This window comes from Paenibacillus sp. FSL K6-2859 (assembly GCF_038008265.1).
Taxonomy (GTDB): Bacteria; Bacillota; Bacilli; order Paenibacillales; family Paenibacillaceae; genus Paenibacillus_AQ; species Paenibacillus_AQ nitricinens.
In genome coordinates this window covers 1,655,605-1,675,125 of the sequence record NZ_JBBOYU010000001.1, presented here as the reverse complement: position 1 = coordinate 1,675,125, position 19,521 = coordinate 1,655,605, and the positions used below count along the sequence as shown (strand labels likewise).

Annotated in this window: 13 protein-coding genes; 6 read left to right on the top strand and 7 right to left on the bottom strand. The window is 45.3% G+C overall.

Translation table 11 applies throughout. From position 1 onward, the window contains the following. Nucleotides 1–6 precede the first annotated feature (6 nt). Entirely contained in the window at nucleotides 7–2,592 is a 2,586-nt protein-coding gene (locus tag MHB64_RS07380; protein ID WP_341134069.1) for an FAD-dependent oxidoreductase, read from the top strand. A gap of 173 nt (nucleotides 2,593–2,765) precedes the next feature. Here the strand turns inward: MHB64_RS07380 and MHB64_RS07375 are convergent, their stop codons facing one another. The 5 genes from MHB64_RS07375 to MHB64_RS07355 form a co-directional block, all read right to left on the bottom strand. Continuing rightward, the gene (locus MHB64_RS07375; RefSeq protein ID WP_256990073.1) at nucleotides 2,766–2,897 is read right to left on the bottom strand and encodes a hypothetical protein; all 132 of its coding nucleotides are present in this window, start codon (nucleotides 2,895–2,897) and stop codon (nucleotides 2,766–2,768) included. A gap of 190 nt (nucleotides 2,898–3,087) precedes the next feature. Beyond that, nucleotides 3,088–4,920, bottom strand: a complete 1,833-nt coding sequence (locus MHB64_RS07370; RefSeq protein WP_341134068.1) for an RCC1 domain-containing protein — start codon at nucleotides 4,918–4,920, stop codon at nucleotides 3,088–3,090. A gap of 52 nt (nucleotides 4,921–4,972) precedes the next feature. Then, the gene (locus MHB64_RS07365) at nucleotides 4,973–7,489 is read right to left on the bottom strand and encodes an exosporium glycoprotein BclB-related protein (protein ID WP_341134067.1); all 2,517 of its coding nucleotides are present in this window, start codon (nucleotides 7,487–7,489) and stop codon (nucleotides 4,973–4,975) included. Nucleotides 7,490–7,502: 13 nt separating this feature from the next. Continuing rightward, on the bottom strand, nucleotides 7,503–9,344 hold the full coding sequence (locus MHB64_RS07360) for a glycosyltransferase (RefSeq protein WP_094874744.1): 1,842 nt from the start codon (nucleotides 9,342–9,344) through the stop codon (nucleotides 7,503–7,505). Between the two features lie 436 nt (nucleotides 9,345–9,780). Further along, the gene (locus MHB64_RS07355; protein ID WP_341134066.1) at nucleotides 9,781–12,045 is read right to left on the bottom strand and encodes a beta-glucosidase family protein; all 2,265 of its coding nucleotides are present in this window, start codon (nucleotides 12,043–12,045) and stop codon (nucleotides 9,781–9,783) included. Between the two features lie 111 nt (nucleotides 12,046–12,156). Here MHB64_RS07355 and MHB64_RS07350 point away from each other — a divergent pair, with 111 nt between their 5' ends. The 4 genes from MHB64_RS07350 to MHB64_RS07335 all read left to right on the top strand — a co-directional run bounded on the left by MHB64_RS07350 (nucleotide 12,157) and on the right by MHB64_RS07335 (nucleotide 15,318). Next, entirely contained in the window at nucleotides 12,157–13,440 is a 1,284-nt protein-coding gene (locus tag MHB64_RS07350; RefSeq protein ID WP_341134065.1) for an AraC family transcriptional regulator, read from the top strand. Nucleotides 13,441–13,615: 175 nt separating this feature from the next. After that, nucleotides 13,616–13,933, top strand: a complete 318-nt coding sequence (locus tag MHB64_RS07345; RefSeq protein WP_094874741.1) for a PadR family transcriptional regulator — start codon at nucleotides 13,616–13,618, stop codon at nucleotides 13,931–13,933. Beyond that, nucleotides 13,926–14,519: a DUF1700 domain-containing protein gene (locus MHB64_RS07340; protein ID WP_094874740.1), complete on the top strand. Its 594-nt coding sequence runs from the start codon at nucleotides 13,926–13,928 to the stop codon at nucleotides 14,517–14,519. Before MHB64_RS07345 ends, MHB64_RS07340 begins: the two co-directional genes overlap by 8 nt. Further along, nucleotides 14,500–15,318 carry a DUF4097 family beta strand repeat-containing protein gene (locus tag MHB64_RS07335; RefSeq protein ID WP_341134064.1) on the top strand — a complete coding sequence of 273 codons (819 nt, stop codon included), beginning with the start codon at nucleotides 14,500–14,502 and terminating at the stop codon, nucleotides 15,316–15,318. The genes MHB64_RS07340 and MHB64_RS07335 overlap by 20 nt, the downstream gene beginning before the upstream one ends. Before the next feature lie 102 nt (nucleotides 15,319–15,420). Here MHB64_RS07335 and MHB64_RS07330 read toward each other — a convergent pair whose 3' ends face one another. Together MHB64_RS07330 and MHB64_RS07325 are read right to left on the bottom strand one after the other, a co-directional pair. Continuing rightward, nucleotides 15,421–16,581, bottom strand: a complete 1,161-nt coding sequence (locus tag MHB64_RS07330) for a serine hydrolase domain-containing protein (RefSeq protein WP_341134063.1) — start codon at nucleotides 16,579–16,581, stop codon at nucleotides 15,421–15,423. Between the two features lie 188 nt (nucleotides 16,582–16,769). Continuing rightward, on the bottom strand, nucleotides 16,770–17,603 hold the full coding sequence (locus MHB64_RS07325; RefSeq protein WP_280787478.1) for a metallophosphoesterase family protein: 834 nt from the start codon (nucleotides 17,601–17,603) through the stop codon (nucleotides 16,770–16,772). 228 nt (nucleotides 17,604–17,831) lie between these two features. Between MHB64_RS07325 and MHB64_RS07320 the strand changes: the two genes are divergently transcribed. Beyond that, the gene (locus MHB64_RS07320; RefSeq protein WP_341134062.1) at nucleotides 17,832–19,484 is read left to right on the top strand and encodes a helix-turn-helix domain-containing protein; all 1,653 of its coding nucleotides are present in this window, start codon (nucleotides 17,832–17,834) and stop codon (nucleotides 19,482–19,484) included. Nucleotides 19,485–19,521: the final 37 nt, after the last annotated feature.

The window sequence follows — 19,521 nt, the reverse complement described above, 5'->3', positions numbered from 1 at the left end:
ATCATCATGAGTAAAAAAGTACTGATTGTCGGTGGAGTTGCAGGAGGCGCATCAGCGGCCGCCAGGCTTCGGAGATTAGATGAAGAGGCTCATATCGTTATGTTTGAGCGTGATCCATACATTTCTTTTGCTAATTGCGGACTACCTTATTATATCGGAGGTTCCATTCAGGATCGCTCCAAGCTGCTGGTTCAGACACCTGAGGCGATGCATAAACGTTTTAACATCGATGTTCGGATTGAAAGCGAAGTGGTGTCTATCGACCCTGTAAACAAGAAAGTACGAGTAGAAAGCAAGGAACGTGGTTCCTATGAAGAGAGTTATGATGCGCTTATTTTATCGCCAGGCGCTAAACCGATTCGTCCGAATTCACCTGGTATCGAGAGCTCCAAAATTCACATGCTGCGTAACATTCCCGACACTGACAAAATCAAAACCAAAGTCGCTGCCGAAGGTACTCGTTCCGCCGTTGTGATCGGTGGTGGGTTTATCGGTGTTGAAATGGCTGAGAACTTGAGAGAAGCTGGACTGGAAGTTTCCTTAATTGAGGCAGGCCCGCAAATCTTAGCTCCTTTCGATACCGAAATGTCTTCTATTTTGGCAAAAGAGCTCGACGAGCATGGCGTTAATCTTATTTTTTCGGATATGGTCCAAGGGTTTGCAGAAGTTGGCGAACAAATAGAAGTTCAATTAGCGAGTGGCACTGTGCTGCAAAGTGATATGGTTCTGCTGGCTATCGGCGTTTCGCCGGATACCTCTTTCCTGAAGGATAGTGGTTTAGAGTTCGGTCCACGCGGGCATATCTTGGTCAACGAGCGCATGGAAACAAATTTGGATCAGGTATACGCAGTTGGTGACGCGGTCGAGGTGGTTGATTTCGTAAACGGAACTAAAACCGCCATTCCACTAGCAGGCCCTGCCAATAAGCAAGGACGGATTGTAGCGGACAACGTTAGCGGTCTAGGTACGACTTACAAAGGCTCCCAAGGAACTTCTATCATTAAAGTATTTGGTGTGACAGGTGCTTCTACCGGTAATAATGAAAAAACACTTCAGCGTTTAGGCTTACCTTATCACGTGATTTACGTACATCCAAGCTCTCATGCAACTTATTATCCGGGGGCAACTCCAATATCAATGAAGCTGATTTTTGATCCAAAAGGTACGGTGCTCGGTGCACAAGCTGTTGGTTATAGTGGAGTAGATAAACGTATCGACGATATCGCTACAGTGATTCGTTTTAGAGGTACGGTTACTGATTTAACGGAATTGGAGCTTTCTTATGCCCCTCCTTACTCTTCCGCTAAAGATCCAGTGAATATGGCTGGCTTTGCCGCTGAAAATATTTTGAAAGGTATGACCACAGTATTCGTTCCTAAGGATTTAGAAGGTCGTGACAACAACAATACCATTTTAGTTGACGTACGTTCGGAAATCGAGCATGCCTACGGCCATATTGAAGGCTCTATTAACATCCCTGTAGATGATCTGCGTGGTCGTCTAGCCGAGCTTGACCCTAGTAAAGAAATTTGGGTGTATTGCCAAGTTGGACTTAGAGGCTATACCGCTTCCCGGATTTTGCAGCAAAAGGGTTTCCGTGTGAAGAATCTGACCGGAGGCTATAAGACATATCAACTGAGTAATTATTCGCCTAAAAAAAAAGATAGTTTAACACCAAACGCAGGTATTTCAGCAGCCCGTAAAGAAATCGCAGCAACGGGAGCACCGACGGGAACTGACACTAGCAATGGTACTGGGACTAGCACTGCTGCAGCCAATACCAACGCTACAGCTTTCGCATCCAACTTCAGCGCATCTGTATCCGCCACTGCCAACCAAGAATGGAATCTAACACCTGATTCCGTACTTGATGCTTGCGGCCTATGCTGCCCTGGGCCGTTGATCCAAGTCAAAATGAGCATGGACCCGCTCTTGGACGGCCAAGTCTTAAAGGTAACGGCTTCCGATCCAGGATTCTATGAAGATATCAAGGCATGGGCTCGTATGTCGAAGCACACGCTTTTGCAATTAACGAAGCTGCCTACGGGCATGATAGAAGCTTATCTGCGCAAAGGTATTCCTGCGGATTCCATACCAACAGGAGCACAACCTGTCCAAACTAGTAACGCAAGTACGATGGTTGTATTCAGCGGTGATTTGGATAAAGCGATCGCTTCCTTCATCATTGCCAACGGAGCAGCCTCCAGCGGCAAAAAAGTAACGATGTTCTTTACCTTCTGGGGCCTTAATATTATCCGCAAGGATGAAAAAGTACCTGTGAACAAGAATTTCATCGGCAAAATGTTCGGAGCGATGATGCCACGTGGCAGTCGGAAGCTAACACTTTCGAATATGAACATGATGGGTATGGGCTCCAAAATGATTCGCTCTGTAATGAAGAACAATAATGTCTCATCTTTGGAAGAATTGATTCAAATGGCTGTCGACCAAGGCGTCGAGATCGTTGCCTGCCAAATGTCTATGGATCTTATGGGCATCACCCGTGAAGAACTTATCGACGGCGTGGGAATTGGCGGCGTTGGGTATTACCTCGGTCAAGCCGATCAATCTAGTCATAATCTATTTATCTAAATACCTTAACACCGCAAAAAGACTCCTCTATTTATATAGAAGAGTCTTTTTTACTTATCAAATAAGAAGGTTAAGAAGCATTCTAGTCTCATTATATGATCACCTGCCAAAATTGATAGGATACGGTTCACGATCCAGAAAAACGACATTTCTATTGTGTTAGTCGGCGTGGATCATTCCATCCTTCTGTACCATTGTCCATCACTCGCCGACGTTTCCGTAATATAAGCCCCTTCCAAATCGGTTACAGCTTCGGGTAAGACAAGGCACTTACGAGGTTCATTATCCGGGTAAAGACGGAGCAAGAACTTTTCTCCCCCATCAGTTAAAATGCGGAAGGTGACATGTTCGGATACATCATTTTAATAGTCATGCAGTCATGAGGATAGCTGTAGTGATAAAGTTATGAATATTAAAAGAATTTTCTCTTTTGGTCCTCATATAAAAAATAGGGAATCCACTGCACTTTGGCTTGGAATTCCCTACTTTTCAAATTTAATTAGTTTCTTCTACAAGTGGAATTGTAACCGGATCTATGACATTAGTATAAGTGCCATTACCAAGCTGGGCCAATCCATTGTAACCCCAAGTCAGCAAGGTTCCCTCCTCGCTAACCGCACCGCCGCTCATATACCCTGCACTAATAGTGACGATGCGACTGCCAATATCGAGCTTAGACGCGATGGAACGCTCCGACTCGGTTCCGCCACCGAGCTGGCCCTCGTTGTTCGCTCCCCATATCCATACGGTTCCGTCGCTCTTCAGCGCCATACTATGCAAGGCGCCAGCGGATACGCTGATCACTGAACCCAGATCCACCGCTTGAGCGGGAGTATAATGATCTTCGGATGTCCCATCACCCAAGATCCCCTTGACGTTCGTTCCCCAGCTCCATACGGTTCCGTCCTTTTTCACTGCCATGCTGTGATAAAAGCCGGCAGATACGGATGCAACGCCGCTTATTTCAGCAACCTGCACGGGAGTCGCGCGGTCAATCTTTGTGTTATCGCCGAGTTGACCATACGCATTGAACCCCCATGCGTAAACCTGACCATCGCGACTAACCGCTAGATTATGAAAGGCTCCGGCCGAGATCGATGCGATAGACTCCAACCCTGCAACCTGCACTGGTAATGCGCTATTTTCGGTGGTCCCATCTCCAAGCTGCCCGTATGCGTTAAGTCCCCATGCCCACACCGTTCCATCGGACAATAACGCTAACGAATGCTGCTCACCCGCTTGAACCGCTACGACACGCGCTAATCCAGGCACTTGCTGCGGCATAAGCTGGGACTCCAACGTACCATTACCCAGCTGGCCCACACTATTGCCTCCCCATGTCCAAACCGTTCCGTCCGTCGCGAGTGCGATGGAATGGTCTTGTCCAACGGATGCAGCGCTGATCTCCGGCAAACCAACAATTCGCACAGGCTTATTACGAGTAATGGTCGTGCTATCACCGAGCTGACCTTTCCTATTATTGCCCCAAGCCCATACGGTACCATCCGGCTGCACAGTTAATGTATGGAAGGAATTCCCGTTGCCCATGCTCATAACCGGACCAACCACACTTACATCATCAAGTGTACTAACCTTCAACTCGTTACTGATTGCTGATTTATTCCCCGTTTCGTCTATAGCTTGTACAAAAAAAGTGTATTCCTGTCCAGCCTTCAAGTTGACAGCCGTGTAGACTGTTGTGCTGACCGTTACTTCTGCCAACAGATTGGAGTCTTGATATAGAACATATTCCGCAACTCCGACATTATCCTCGGATGAACTCCATGCCAAGCTAATACTATCCGATGTGCGACCGATAAGACTTAGCTCAGGGGTACTCGGCGGTTCTTGATCGGCTAGTGGGAGTTCCTCTTCCTTCGTTGTCGGAGATTGTGCTTCTGCTGGAAGCGTACCTGCAATTAAAGGGAGGCTTATTTTGGACACAGGTCCAGATAAATTTACCGCTTGGACCGTGAATGTATAATTCCGGTCGGAAGCTAATCCCTTCACCGTATACTCCGTTAATCCACCTGAATCAAAGGTGTATACCACATCGGTCACGCTAGAATTGGTCTGCTCCACTAGGCTTACCTTATAACTCACATCGGAGTCAGAGCTTCCCACTACGGCATCCCAGGTAAGGCCGATGCTTGTAGAGGTTGTGCCGCTAACTGCAAAATTCGCCGGTGCAGCCAGCAGCTTTACCTGTTCAGAAGAGCGCCCTTTTGCATACCCCGCAGACGATGGGAATGGAATGACGAATGAAAATATAAGAACTAACGCCAACAATAAACTCAATCTTTTTTTCGAAACTAGTTTCCTGGCCATATTAATCACTTCCAATCAAAGAAGATGGATGATTCCAACCCTAAATCTTAAATTACTTAATCTCAATTCCGGCGCTGGCATATCCTGTTACAGCATTTATCAAGGTTAGTCCTGCAGCTGTAGATGAGAATACTAACATTAAGCGATCACCTGCCTGAACAGTCGCATTTAATCCTGTTGCTGATCCGGTACTAATAGATCCGATAGATATTACTCCCGTAAAACCAGGCGCAAAGGGTACTGCTGCACCACTAATAGGAGTAAAACTGTTGCTGTTACTACCCGCTTTATACATTTGTGCGTGAATGTTTACGGTTGTGCCTATTAAAGACATTGCTGTAGTTGTGCTGAAGAAAGCATACATGGAAGTGATCGTACCATTACGCGGAACGACAAACGCCTGGTTATATGGATCCTTTGTAGGATTCGAACCATTATTTGTAGTCAAATCTATTGTATTACCTGTTATCCTAGCTCCTGAGAACGAATTGCCAAATCCAAGCATCGCCACCGTGCCGGTTAATCCCCCGGCGATTGTTGTTACGGTAATTGGTGCTCCGGAAGAGAATGGAATTATTGTTGATGCGCCAGATGCCCCGGTGGCTCCCTGTGCGCCCGTAGGTCCCGTCGCTCCGGTTACCCCTTGAACTCCTTGAATGCCTTGGACTCCCTGTGCTCCAGTCGCTCCCGTTGCTCCCGTTGCTCCAGTCGCTCCGACTGCTCCTGTTACACCGTTTGCTCCAGTCGCTCCGACCGCACCTGTTACTCCGTTTGCTCCAGCCACTCCGGTGGCTCCAGTCGCGCCGACCGCTCCAGTTGCACCCTTAATTCCAGCCGCTCCAGTGGCTCCGACCGCACCTGTTACTCCGTTTGCTCCAACCGCTCCGGTGGCTCCAGTCGCCCCAACTGCACCTGTTACACCGTTTGCTCCAGCCGCTCCGGTGGCTCCAGTCGCACCAACTGCTCCTGTTACTCCGTTAGCTCCAGCCGCTCCGGTCACTCCGGTCGCTCCAGTCGCTCCGACCGCACCAGTTGCACCCTTAGCTCCAGCCGCTCCGGTCGCTCCGGTTGCTCCAGTCGCACCAACTGCTCCTGTTACACCGTTTGCTCCAGCCGCTCCGGTTGCTCCAGCCGCTCCGACCGCTCCAGTTGCACCCTTAGCTCCAGCCGCTCCAGTGGCTCCAGTGGCTCCGACTGCTCCTGTTACTCCGTTAGCTCCAGTCGCCCCAACTGCACCTGTTACACCGTTTGCTCCAGCCGCTCCGGTTGCTCCAGTCGCACCGACCGCACCAGTTGCACCCTTAGCTCCAGTCGCTCCGGTGGCTCCAGTCGCGCCGACCGCACCTGTTACTCCGTTAACTCCAGCCACTCCGGTGGCTCCAGTCGCGCCGACCGCACCTGTTGCTCCCCTAGCTCCAGCCGCTCCGGTGGCTCCAGTCGCGCCGACCGCACCTGTTACTCCGTTAACTCCAGCCACTCCGGTGGCTCCGACTGCTCCATTTACACCGTTAGCTCCGGTCGCTCCAGTTGCTCCCGTTGCTCCTTGCGGTCCACTGGAACCAGAGTACCCGTTTTGACCTGCTGCGCCAGTTGCGCCCGTATCTCCCTTATCGCCTTTTTCACCTTTCGAACCTGCCTGCCCTGCTGCCCCCATTCCCAATACTTCAACGAAGGAAGCTACTCCTCCATTATGGATGAGCGTCACCAATGCTCCTGTAGGCAGTACACCCTTGCCATTGTCTCCGAACAGAACTGAATGGGTATTGATTTCGAACTTCGACGTCTGGCCGCTGCTGCTTAACACTTCGATTGAATTCTTCGACATCGAGACAACAGAGCCATGGATAATTCGATCGGATACCGTGCTCGCAAATATTTCGGTCTTAGATAAAATAGCAGCAAACTCGGCACGAGTAGCCGTCTGCTTAGGTTTAAAAGTATTATTAGGGAAACCCGAAATGACATTACGGTTTACTGCAGCATTAATGTAGCCTGCTGCCCAGTCCGATGCGTCTGATGCATCGGAAAAACCGATGTTGCCGTCCTTTAACTCTATCGCCTCAGATTCCTTGCCTGCCGCACGAATAATTAGACGTGTTATCCACTCTCTACTCGCTTGTTCTTTTCCCCAGATGACGGTGTTTGGTCTCTCTTCCTCACTTGGAATTACTAGGCCGATGTCAATAGCTTGCTGCAACCATACAGTTGCCCATGAATCTACAGTGAAGGGCAGGCTCACGCCATTTGCCTTAGGCTGCTCATATCCCATGAACCTGAGGACCATAACGACCGCTTCCTGATTTGTGACAGGACGGCTCGGGTTGAAGTTGCCTGAACCGTCTCCTTCAATTACCCCTAGTGCGGACGCTTTGGTGATATACGGGTACGCCCATGAAGAAGTATTGACATCGCTGTAAGCCGCGGCGCTTGCCCGGGGTAGAATACCACTATTAGCAGGACTCAATGGTGCAATTAACTGACTCATTAGAATAAATGCCATTGAGCTCTTGTAGGCTAACGAATTTCCACTCTTCTTCCCACTTGCCTTTGCTCTCTTTAGTCTTGCCATTACCATATCCCCCTCAAGTATATAAAGTTACGTATTGCTTTAAATAATCGCGATTTGCCATGACGCTCGGATGCTTCGGTACATAACTCCCAGCTAATTCATTGTGATAGTTAGCTTCTTCGTGTTGACCTAAGCGATCATAACAAACGCATAATTGCAAATGTGGCAGCCACGTCCATGCCGAATTGTCTATTCTAGCGTTAGGTTCAGTCGGCTTAGGAACTTCTGTGGCTAGCTTGTACCAAAAAATAGCATTCTCGAACCGTTGTTCAATTAGCTCATAAGCCCCTAATTGGCAACAAGCTTCTGCTCGGGGAGGTGTCAATGCAAAGGCTTGAAGTACTTTAAGCTTAGCTTCTTGAAAGCGGCTTAATTGTGCCAATGCATCGGCGGCACGCCGGCTCGCTAGCAGCTTGTCCTCCATCCAGCCATCCGGCATTTCAATGAAGGTATCATATTGCTCTATCGCTCGCTGCCATAGGCCGTGATCATACAACTCGTTAGCATAATAAAATAAATCCCGCGGAGTGAAGCTCGCGTGCGCTTCTATCATCCCCTCATAGATAAGCAGATTACGCGAAGACTGCGTATGCTTTCTATCATGCGTTATGCCTAACTCGGCATAGAGGACTTTGCCTTCGACCTCCAGGTACTCATGAACGATTCCAATCCAACGGAAACCACAACTTCGTCTAACCAGACGATTCCGCCTTAAACTCGAAGTTACGTTACCGTCCTTATCCCGCTCGAGATAATAATGAATCGACACGGCATCGATATCCCATGCTAATCCGGATACAATGGACCCTAGAGCCTCTGCATCCTCTGACTGCAGATAATCATCCGCATCCAACCACAGCAGGTATTCTTGAGTCGCGAGACTGAAGGCATAATTTCTTGCCTTAGCGAAATCGTTCACCCATTCGAAATCATAAACCCGAGCCCCATAAGAAGCTGCGAGCGCTTTGGTTCCATCACTCGAACCCGTATCCACAATAATGATCTCGTCGACTAGCTCCCTCACGCTGGATAAACAACGTCCTAAGGTTTGCTCTTCATTCTTCACGATCATGCATAAGCTGACCGTGACCTTCCGCGTGCCGCAATGCAAGGAAGAAGTTAAATCGAATCCCCATTTGCTTATAGCCTTAGCACGATTCAAGATCAATCTATTATTGTACCAATCGGGATCATTGGGATTTACTGAAGGAGGTTCCTTCCGGAAGACTACGCATCCTTCCGCTATGTAAACATCCAGATTCATTGATAACGCGCGATAACACAGATCATCATCCTCATAGGATTCGACCTCAAACCTCTCATCGAAGGACCCAATCTCCTCAAAATAGCGACGCGGCATCATCATTAGCAAACTAACAAGCCTAGAAACCCGGGTCCAAGACATTGACTTCCCAATAGCAAGCATGGATGCCGACTGATAGAGTTGCTCCATGTTCTGATAAACAATGGGAATCCTTTGACCACCGCTAACGTCATTCATTCTAGGACCCACGATCGCAGCATTCGGATAATGATCCAAACAGCTCGACAACTGCTCTAGCCATCCCTCATTTACCATGATCTGATCGCGGATAAATACAAGACGATCACCAGAAGCTGACCGCGCGCCCAGATTAAATGCAGCTGCAACCCCTTTACTCCTGCTATGAATGACATGAACACCGTATTCATATGCAAGAAAATTCGACACTTCAGTAGATTCGTAATCCGAGACGACGATCAGCTCATAGGGCATAGGCGTATATTGCTTGATTCGATCCAGACATTGTACGGTTAGATTAAAGTGCTGAGCCAACAATATAATGCTAATATTCATTCGCTTTGTACCATCCATTATTAGTTAGTTGTAGATCGCTTCCAGACATGATTAACTCCTTAAAGCTCATTTTTCCTCCTAATTCGACGGTTTTTCTAATCTATCATCCAAACAACAATGCAAACAAGACAACTAAAGTTGCTATTTAAAAATCACCCGCACATCAAGAAGGTTATCGAATATCGTATTTTTCCATACCTCCATCTGCATCTAACACATGTCATTTCATCAATATATATATAAAAAGAGCATTTAAATAGTGTACGTTGTCATCAATTTAGTCATATGACATTATGGTATTTAATGTAATATAAGTCATATAGAAGAGAATGAATGAATAATTTAGATTCATTAACTCAATCCTTCAAAATTCAAAAAAGCCGCCTCTACGGGCAGCCTTTTTCTAAATATATCGTGAAGTGCGAACGTTGAGGTTTACTCCCTACTATTCCACCTACTCTACAGCCAAAGCATTAAATTCTTGCAGATCCTTCGCTAAATCTTCATCCGTGTATTTCCCTTGACCGAACCCAACCAGTGCCCGCAGCGGCATATATTTCATCATCGCCATGAACATTTCCGGATTATCGTCCATCGCATCTTCCATTCCAAAAATACTGCTGAACTCCTTCACTTTATCCGCCGTACGTGGATTGTCTAGCAAATCACCAACGGTACTGTTGCGATGATAACTTAACGGAAGTGGAACAGTCGATTCTACTTCAATCGAAGCAGTCAGACGAATATCTCGTGAAGATGAACCAACAGCAATATCAAAAACTCCACTTTCCACATGCCAATCGCCAATGTTGACGTTGTAATAAGCAAAGGAGCGTTTATCCAGTTCAAAAGAAACCTCTTGCTCTTCACCAGGCTGAAGCGTTAGCTTCTGGAAGCCCTTAAGCTCCTTAAGTGGGCGGATCACGCTGCTCTTCACGTCGCTAACATAGAGCTGAACGATTTCTTTTCCTGCGCGAGTACCCGTGTTTTTGACGGTAGCCGTAACTTGTACGTTCTCGGTGTCTTTTATGCTGCTCTTGGAGATTCTCAAATTGCTGTATTGAAACGCGGTGTAGCTTAGACCAAAGCCGAAAGGAAACAGCGGTTCAAGCTCTTTTTTATCATAATAACGATAGCCTACAAACAAGCCTTCTTTGTACTCTACCGTATCCCCTTCACCTGGGAAATTAAGGAAGGACGGATTATCGCTCAGCTTCATCGGGAAGGTCTCTGCCAGTTTGCCACTTGGACTAACCTCTCCAAACAGTAAATCTGCCACTGCACCGCCAAAAGCCTGACCACCTAGATAACCTTCAAGAATACCCTTCGTTTTATGAATCCAAGGCATTTCTATGGGTGAACCATTGCTGAGTACAACGACGATATTGCTTTGTACCTCAGCTACTGCATCGATTAACGCTTTATGGCTCTCTGGAAGTGACAAATGACTGCGATCATAACCCTCTGATTCATAATTATCCGGAAGTCCAAGGAACAATACGGCTACATTCCCTTTTGCCGCTGTATTCCGTGCCTCTTGTAGCAAAGCTTCATTAATCGCGTCATGATTCAGTTCATATCCTTGCGCATACAGCAGTTCGGCAGAACCTGCATGAGCCTTCATCTCTTCAAAAGCATCATCCAATTTCGTCGGATTCACATGTGAGCTGCCTCCGCCCTGATAACGCGGATTTTTAGCAAACTCGCCGATCACCGCAATAGTCCCTTGCTTAGACAACGGCAGAATGCCATCCTCATTTCTAAGTAACACCATGCTCTCCCGGGCTACTTCGCGTGCCAAACGATGATGATCCTCAACATTAAATGAGGCATTCTCTTTACGGCTCTCTACCGCTTTAATAACAAAAGTAAGCAATCGCTCTACCGCAAGATCCAATATTTCTTCAGCTAGTTCACCATTTTGTACAGCCTTTACAATCTGGGCATCGCCAAGTCCTCCGGTGGATGGCATTTCAAGTTCCAGCCCTGCTTGCAGTGCCTTCACTCGCTCATTGACCGCCCCCCAGTCGGAAACGACGAATCCTGCGTAGCCCCATTCCTCTCTAAGAATCTTTGTCAGGAGAAACTCACTTTCTGAAGCATATTCACCGTTTAAGCGATTGTAAGAGCACATCACACTCCATGGCTGACTCTTCTTAACTGCACCTTCAAAGCTAGCCAGATAAATCTCCCGCAGCGTCCGCTCATCAATAACGGCATCAACGGACATTCTCCGGTGCTCCTGATTATTTGCGGCAAAATGCTTGAGTGAGGTCCCTACTCCTTCACTTTGCACACCATTGATATGATTTCCACCCATCTCCGACGAAAGATAAGGATCTTCCGAAAAATATTCAAAGTTACGACCATTTAATGGGGAGCGCTTAATATTTGTTCCCGGCCCGAGCAGAACAGCGACATTCTCTGCCTGACACTCTTTCCCTAGTGCTGCACCCACACGTCCGATTAAATCCCGATCCCAGGAAGAAGCCATCCCTGCTGCTGAAGGAAAACAAGTTGCAGGTACACTGTTATGGAGCCCGAGGTGATCGGCACTCTCTTTTTGCTTACGTAAACCATGAGGTCCGTCCGTTACCATTAAAGAGGGGATTCCGAGTCGTTCAATGCCCTTAGTATGCCAAAAATCAAGCCCTGAGCAGAGTCCTGCTTTCTCCTCAAGGGTCATTTGTGCAATGAGTTCATGAATGTTGGTTTTCATAAAAAATACCTCCTCTGAATGAATACTATCCTCATTTTAATCTACTTCACGCTGGATTTATGGCATTATTATTGCATTTTTGGTATTCTAGTTGGGTAAGGGGGCTTTAAAATGTTGAATTATTTGGAAGATCATGAAGGAGCTCAATATATCTGTAAAGCGCTGTATGAATCGCTTCAAATTCCTGTGTTTCTGCTTGACTCCAATCGGAGAATCGAGCTGTCGCTGCCTTCCACTTCAGAGCTTGCCCCTTGGGTGCATAACATCAATGACCTACTTTCAGAGATTACAGATTCTACTAAACACGAGAACCATTCTAATAACGATAACTCCTGGAATTCTTCCATACCAATCATTCGCACCACTAATTTCCTAGAAAATTATATCCTTCTCGCTCTTCCTTTAGAGCATCATGGCGGAGGCACCATTGTAATGGGACCCTCGTTATTTACTCAACTCTCAGGAGACACTATCTCCAGTCGATTGCGTGACAATGAAGTACCCTATGGACTTCAGGATCAATGCCTTACTTACTATCGCAGTCTGCCTGTAATGAACCGGATGAGATTGTACCATACCGCTATGCTTCTCTATTCTCTTGTTACTGGAAAAACTCTGACCTTGAGCGAACTACTGCTTGACTCTCGAATGCTTGAACCCAAACAACCCTCTAGCGACAGCTTGGATTTGGATGTCTCTTACCGTAGAGAGAATACATGGTTTCATCACGAACCTATGCTGGAAAAAGCTCTATTTTACCATATTAAAAATGGGAATAAAGCCGAGCTGCTACGAACCCAAGCTTCATTCCCCGAAGAAAATTACGGTGTACTCTCTAAAAAAAGTCAGTTACGCAGTAAAAAAAATCTGGCGGTTTCCTGTATTACACTCGCTACACGTGCAGCGATAGATGGAGGGCTGTATTGGGAGATTTCCTATACCCTCAGCGATTTTCATATCCAGCATATCGAAGAACTGAAGGATATTCCCGCTGTAGATAACGCTCTTCTTCATGCAATTTGTGATTTCGCCGACCATGTCAGAAACAATAGAAGTGCACAACTGTCGCGAACCGTGGCCCTCTGTCAGAATTATATTTTTAATCATCTGTATGAAGAGCTTTCCTTAGATAATCTGGCTATGGTTGCAGGCTTGAACAGGAGTTATCTCTCTCAGCTATTCAAGAAAGAGACCGGGTTCACCGTTAGCGATTTTATTCAAATCGAACGAATTGAAGAAGCTAAACGGCTAATTGAATTACCTGGAATCCACCTATCCGACATTGCTACCCGTCTGCAATTCAACGACCAGAGCTATTTCACCAAAGTATTTAAAAAATACACAGGCATCACCCCTAGACAATTCAAGACCAATAAGGAAACTAACCGTAATTAATGAAAGAGCGGCAGTCTCGGACGAAGAAACTGAGTCCGAGACTGCCACTCTTTTTCGCTTTTTCCAGAAGTAAAACCCGCTTCCATGGCCTCTTTCAAAAGCGCTAAAATTTCGTCATGTTGTAATACTATGCAGTGCATAGTATAATGTGTCAAAGGGTGTTAGGGGGGATATCGTGGATACACAATTAAAACGGGGCTTGCTGGATGTATGCGTGTTGACCGTTCTTTCAAAAGAAGATTCCTATGGATACAAAATCGTCAAAGATCTTTCTGAGCATATTGAAATTTCCGAATCAACGCTATATCCAATTCTAAAGCGTTTGGAGACACAAAACTGCGTGACCGTGTATTCGACTGAACACAATAGTCGATTGCGAAAATATTATAAAATCACGCCACAAGGGAAAGATAAAATCCATGATTTTCTAAAGGAATGGGAGACTGTCTTAGCGCTGCATAAATTCATTAAAGGAGGTGCCGATTATGAATAAAGCAATTTTTTTGTCCGAACTTGCTGATAAACTTGAAGCCCTGCCTCGAATCGAAGTGAATAAGTCGCTTGCATTTTATTCTGAGATCATTGACGATCGCATGGAAGAAGGTATGGGCGAGGAAGAAGCGGTTTGTGGACTTGGCAACATCGAAGAGATTGCACGAGAAGTAATGCTTGATTCCACCCCTCTTAAGAAGATCATATTGCCCAGTGATCCCATTTCCAAATTGGATTACACACTATTAATTTTGAGTATCCCATTACTCCTTCTCTTATTTGCACTGATATTCGTATTTTACGTAACGATTTGGTTAGTGGTTATCGCACTATTTTTAGTCGAATTTTCCTTTCTCTTGGCTGGTATAGCAGGAATTGTTGCTGCGATCATTGATTTCAGTAATAATATTTCATTCAATTCACTTATGATTGTTGGTGGTTTAATTTCTCTTGGTCTGGGTATATTTACGTTTGCCCCATTTAAAAAAGTTTGCAAAAAAATCATGGGACTTACGACTTGGTTTATGCGGAAAATAAAATCCATATTTTTAGAAAGAGGTCATATAAATGTTGAAAAAAATCTTTAGTAACACTGCCGCAGTCACTGTCACCCTCAGTTTGGCGCTCTTTGCTACAGCATGTACAACAAATTCTAGTGCTGACAAGCAAGGCAATTCTACCCCATACGAACAAAAAAGCTATTCCGTAGATGCAGGTAAGGTTAACCAAATTTCACTCTCCACCACAAACCGTAAGATTGAACTGGTCCAATCCACTGACAATGAGATTCATATCGATTATTTCGAAAACAATAAGGAATCGTATGAACTAAATGTTACCGACGATAAAAAATTAGTCATGGAAGCTGTATCCAATAAACAGTGGAAAGACTATATCGGTCTGGACTCAGACAAAACACATCGTGATATAAAAATAGCTATACCCAATCATACTGCCAGCGATATTACATTAAACACATCCAAAGGTGATATTGTCGTTTCAGAACTAAACATAGCCGGTTCCGTCCATGCAAAAACTTCCGATGGAAAAATTGATTTTAGCAATGTAGAGATGGATAAGGATCTGAATATCGAGACCAAAAATGACCATGCGTTGTTGTCCGGAGTGAGCGTAAAAGGTTCCATCGATGCAACCCTTTCAAATGGCGATTTAGAGGTAACAAAAGTTGTGGTCGGGGATACTTTGAAAATGAAAGCAAAAAATGGGGACATCACTGGAACCGTGATTGGGTCATATGATGTCTTTGACATTACAAGCAAAGCATCCAAAGGGAAAAATAATCTTCCGGAAAGTAAAAGTGGTGGAGATAAGAAATTAGAGGTCAGCACTAATAATGGAGATATAGATCTTACATTTGTTGATTAAGGATAATCTCTTCATTAACATGAGTTGGAATAGGAAAAAAGCCTGAGGGAACCTATTTAATAGGTTCCCTCAGGCTTTTTTTAGAATGGTAACCAAATTCGATTAAAGATCAGTGATGGCTGCCAGAACAGTATTGTTGAAGTAATCAACATACATATTTTTAAATGGCTTCTGGTGATCCAACTCTACGGATAAATGAACGGTCACCGTCTGATAAATCGGATCAACGCAAAGGAAAGGACCTGCCGCGCCCCAGTGTGAATAGGCTTCTGGAGAGAACAAATCTCCACCATCACGCTTCGAGCCGTTAATCGCCCATCCGTACCCCCAATACGCTTCTGGAAAAACCTCGTCTCTATATTGTGAGGATACGCCTGGAATTTGGTTGCGGGTCATTTCTTTTACGGTAACCGGACTAAGAAATCGTACTCCGTTATATATCCCACCGTTAAGAAACATCTGGCCAAAGACAGCCAAATCCATAGCCGTGGAGTACGCGCCGCCCCCCGCAGATACGGAATTCAAATTATACTCGCTGTCTACCCATTCCGCGCACGCCGCTTCTGGTGCACGTCTTACTACTTTGTCCAGCACGTCCATGGGTACACGATAATATGTATTTTCCATACCAAGCGGTTTAAAAATGGTTTCCTTTACGAATACATCATAAGCCTGTCCGCTAACGCGCCGGATGATTTCACCCAACAGCTCATAACCATATCCGCAATAAGACATCATCGTACCAGGTTCGTTACTAAGCGGTGCATCATAACCGCCATATAAGTACTTATGCTGATCTGGATCTTGATTAGGTTCGTGTGGAGGGTATTCTCCTTGTTCCTTTTTCAACTGTCCGTTCTGCCAAATCACCTCACCCTCCAGGCCAGAGGTATGTGTCAATAAGTGATGTACGCATACCTTAGTTTTGCCTTCACCTGTAAATTCGGGGATGTAATCGGAAACAGGTCTGTTTAGACCAATCTTCCCTTGTTCCATTAACATCATTATAGCGGTTGCCGTAAACAGTTTTGTTATAGAACACAGCGGATAAATAGCATCTACAGTTAATTCCGCTGCGCCTGGCTCCGGACCGAATTTCCCGTTCGCTTGATGGACCAGTAGCGTACCCTTTCTTGCAGCAACAATAACTTGTGCCGGTGTGATGTTGTCTTCAACCATTTGTGCAGCTGCTATACGTATGCGCTCTACACCGTAAGCCGACACACCTGCTTGTTCTAAAGAATGAAATAATAGTTCTTTCATGGATAGCCCCCCTAAACAAATTTATTCAATACATATATAAACTATTATACAAATATATTAAATAATCCTACTTACTCACTATTTACCTGTGACTCCATGGTTAATGGGCTATTCTTAATAAAAGAAAACGCTAATCTCGGGTTTATCCCGAAAATTAGCGTTTTATTTTAACCGCATCCACTTCTTCACTAAGAGACCGCTACCTTAAAAGCATCGACATTTAATGCCGTCCCATTGATGGTTAGTGTGGCGTTGTAATAACCGCGATCACCACTCGGCTTACATTTATAATCACCCGAACATCCGCACACAAAGAATTTTGTATTTGTATACCCTGGATATATATTAGTAAGCTTTCGGTAAAACAAATGCCCATGATGTGTAAAAATAGCCAGTACTTTATCTCTCACCTTTACAGGAATAGACGTAAAAAACTTAGCAGTCTCCGCCGCGCTTAATACATGGCTAGGATCGACCGTGATCCCGCTCACTTTTAAAGGCCAATGAAAATCAATAATGTAGTAATGCTGGTCATCTAAATTCTTTAATAGATTTATACTGGCCGGCGAAAATTTTCCAAGCGCACAATTGAGCCATACGTACTTCACTTTGCCCTGTGTCCCAGGGAAATTCATTTGTCCTTCAACAGCCCCTAAATATTGTGTGAATAAGGACTGGGTACTTGCCTCCCAATTTCCAATCGATGCTTTATAGGGGATGCTTCCGAGCGTGCTAGTAACTGTATCCTTGAAGTCCTTGTAATAGGCATTTGCATTATTTCCATGATTCGCTCCCGCTTGCGTGTTATCTCCTCCAAAAATAACAAACCTCTTATTCCCGCTCCCCACAGCCTTTGGCAGAAGATTTCTAAAAATGCTTGCGCTATTCCCATATCCCACATGGCTATCCCCAATAACCGCGAAATTAATAGTCTGGGCTTTTGCTTTAAGATTCAGATTACGTTTGGGCTTAGGACTGGCAAGAAGCCTTCGCTTCTTAGTGGAGGCTATCTGCTTTTTCATCTTAATCACCTCTTTAAAATGGATGAAGAATTCCTGGTAGTATGTATATTCGATCCAATGTGCTTTCTCTTGGACAGACGTATCCTTTAAAAAGAATATATAGAGCAGATAATTAACAGGCTTATCTAAAAAGGTAAGATGTTATAATGAGTTCCACAGACGTCAATAATACAGTTCAATCTATAGCATTATAGTTTCAAAATATATTCAAGTAACGGAGGCCTTATTTTGAATAACGTTATCCCGGAATGGGCCGAATCTCATTTTCCTTTATATAGCGCTGGCAGCATTCAATCGATGTATGGGACCTCAAATCTACCAAGAGTTCAGATTCATGAGAATCTAACCGTATTACTGGCCGTTGCCGCTGGTAAAGGAAGCCTTGAAGTCAATAATCTAACTTATGAGCTTACGGAAGGAAGCGTAATCCTTCTCCCCGCTAATACTCATGCCTCTATAATTACAAATCTCCAGCAGCCGCTTCATGCCTATAAGCTCACCATCTGGATTCAAGAGCAGACTCAGGCTATACCTGGCAGTACGATGGTACGAAAAAGCGAAATGGCTTCGAGTTCAAATATGCTGTTGTTTCCTTATGAGCCTACCATTGTATCCAGTGTCAAGGAGTTGTATCTTCACCGACTGCCAGATCGAGAAACACGTCATGTACAGAATCAAATGCTCTTTCATCAGATTATTCTACAATTGCTTGAACAGCAGGAAGCCAGATATACAGTCAACGAGCAGCCATCGATGGAACGGAGCATTTCTTACCTGGAGAATCACTTTAGCGAAAAAATAACACGTGAGCACTTAGCCGCCATTGCGGGTGTAAGCAGCTCGCATTATTCAACGCTGTTCAAGCAGGTAACAGGCTTCAGCCAGAGCGAATACTTGTCGCGGCTACGGGTCCATAGTGCCAAGGAGCTTTTGCTTAACGGTTCAGGTACACTTAGGGAAATTGCGCTAAAGGTAGGCTACAAGGATGAATTTTATCTCAGCCGTCGTTTTAAGCTGCAGACAGGCGCATCTCCATCTGGTTACAGCCGAAGCTCTTTCCAGCGAGTTGCCGTAATGCTCACCCCATATGCAAGCCATTTACTGTTACTTGGCTTAGAACCTGCGGTTACCATCTCTGAAAGTAGTGAATATTTGAATCTTTCGGATCAGGAGCCACCTCAGTCGATGAAGTTTATCAACACAAATAGCTCGGCTGAACAGATCCGATCGCTTTTACTTGATGCCAACGTTGAACTGATTATTGCGGCCAAAGAGCATTTGGAAGAATACGGATTGAATGCTGGGCAGCTACGGGCAGTAGCCCCTATTATGGAAGTCTCTTGGAACGAAATCGGCTGGAAAGATCAGCTCCGCCTAATTGGCCGAGCCATTCAGCGGAGTAATCGGGCTGAGCAGTGGCTAGATGCCTTTGAACAAGAAGAACTAGAAGCTCGTGCCGTGATACAGCAAGGTGCGATCGCTAACGAAATTGTGACCCTTCTGATCATTAAACCGGACGAGCTACTCGTTTACGGGGCAAGAAATGTAGGCTATGTGATATACCAATCCCTTGGACTTAGAGCTCCGACCTTGATTGACAACGAGATTAAAAGACTTGGAGACCAGTTCCATTCAATTTCGATTGAAGTTTCAGATCTTGCAGATTATGCTGGAGACCGAATTTTAGTCATTGTATTTCCCGATGCCAAAGGCTCTACCGCGCACACTGAAGCGATCTTTCAATCCCCTTATTGGAGCCAGCTTTCCGCAGTGCAGCAGAAGAAAGTCCATTTACTTGATCTGGATGATTGGGTTCCTTATAACCCCGCTTCGATTCGCTTACAACTAGGACGTGCTGTAGCTTTATTCGGAGGCAAATAATAGTCCAAGTCTTTTTTCCAACAAAAAGGCATGGTTA

Coding starts and splice junctions, on each gene's coding strand:
- MHB64_RS07365 (WP_341134067.1), bottom strand. CDS start 7,489: ATGGCAAGACTAAAGAGAGCAAAGGCAAGTGGGAAGAAGAGTGGAAAT.
- MHB64_RS07330 (WP_341134063.1), bottom strand. CDS start 16,581: ATGAAAGAACTATTATTTCATTCTTTAGAACAAGCAGGTGTGTCGGCT.
- MHB64_RS07370 (WP_341134068.1), bottom strand. CDS start 4,920: ATGGCCAGGAAACTAGTTTCGAAAAAAAGATTGAGTTTATTGTTGGCG.
- MHB64_RS07335 (WP_341134064.1), top strand. CDS start 14,500: ATGTTGAAAAAAATCTTTAGTAACACTGCCGCAGTCACTGTCACCCTC.
- MHB64_RS07340 (WP_094874740.1), top strand. CDS start 13,926: ATGAATAAAGCAATTTTTTTGTCCGAACTTGCTGATAAACTTGAAGCC.
- MHB64_RS07360 (WP_094874744.1), bottom strand. CDS start 9,344: ATGGATGGTACAAAGCGAATGAATATTAGCATTATATTGTTGGCTCAG.
- MHB64_RS07355 (WP_341134066.1), bottom strand. CDS start 12,045: ATGAAAACCAACATTCATGAACTCATTGCACAAATGACCCTTGAGGAG.
- MHB64_RS07325 (WP_280787478.1), bottom strand. CDS start 17,603: ATGAAAAAGCAGATAGCCTCCACTAAGAAGCGAAGGCTTCTTGCCAGT.
- MHB64_RS07350 (WP_341134065.1), top strand. CDS start 12,157: ATGTTGAATTATTTGGAAGATCATGAAGGAGCTCAATATATCTGTAAA.
- MHB64_RS07380 (WP_341134069.1), top strand. CDS start 7: ATGAGTAAAAAAGTACTGATTGTCGGTGGAGTTGCAGGAGGCGCATCA.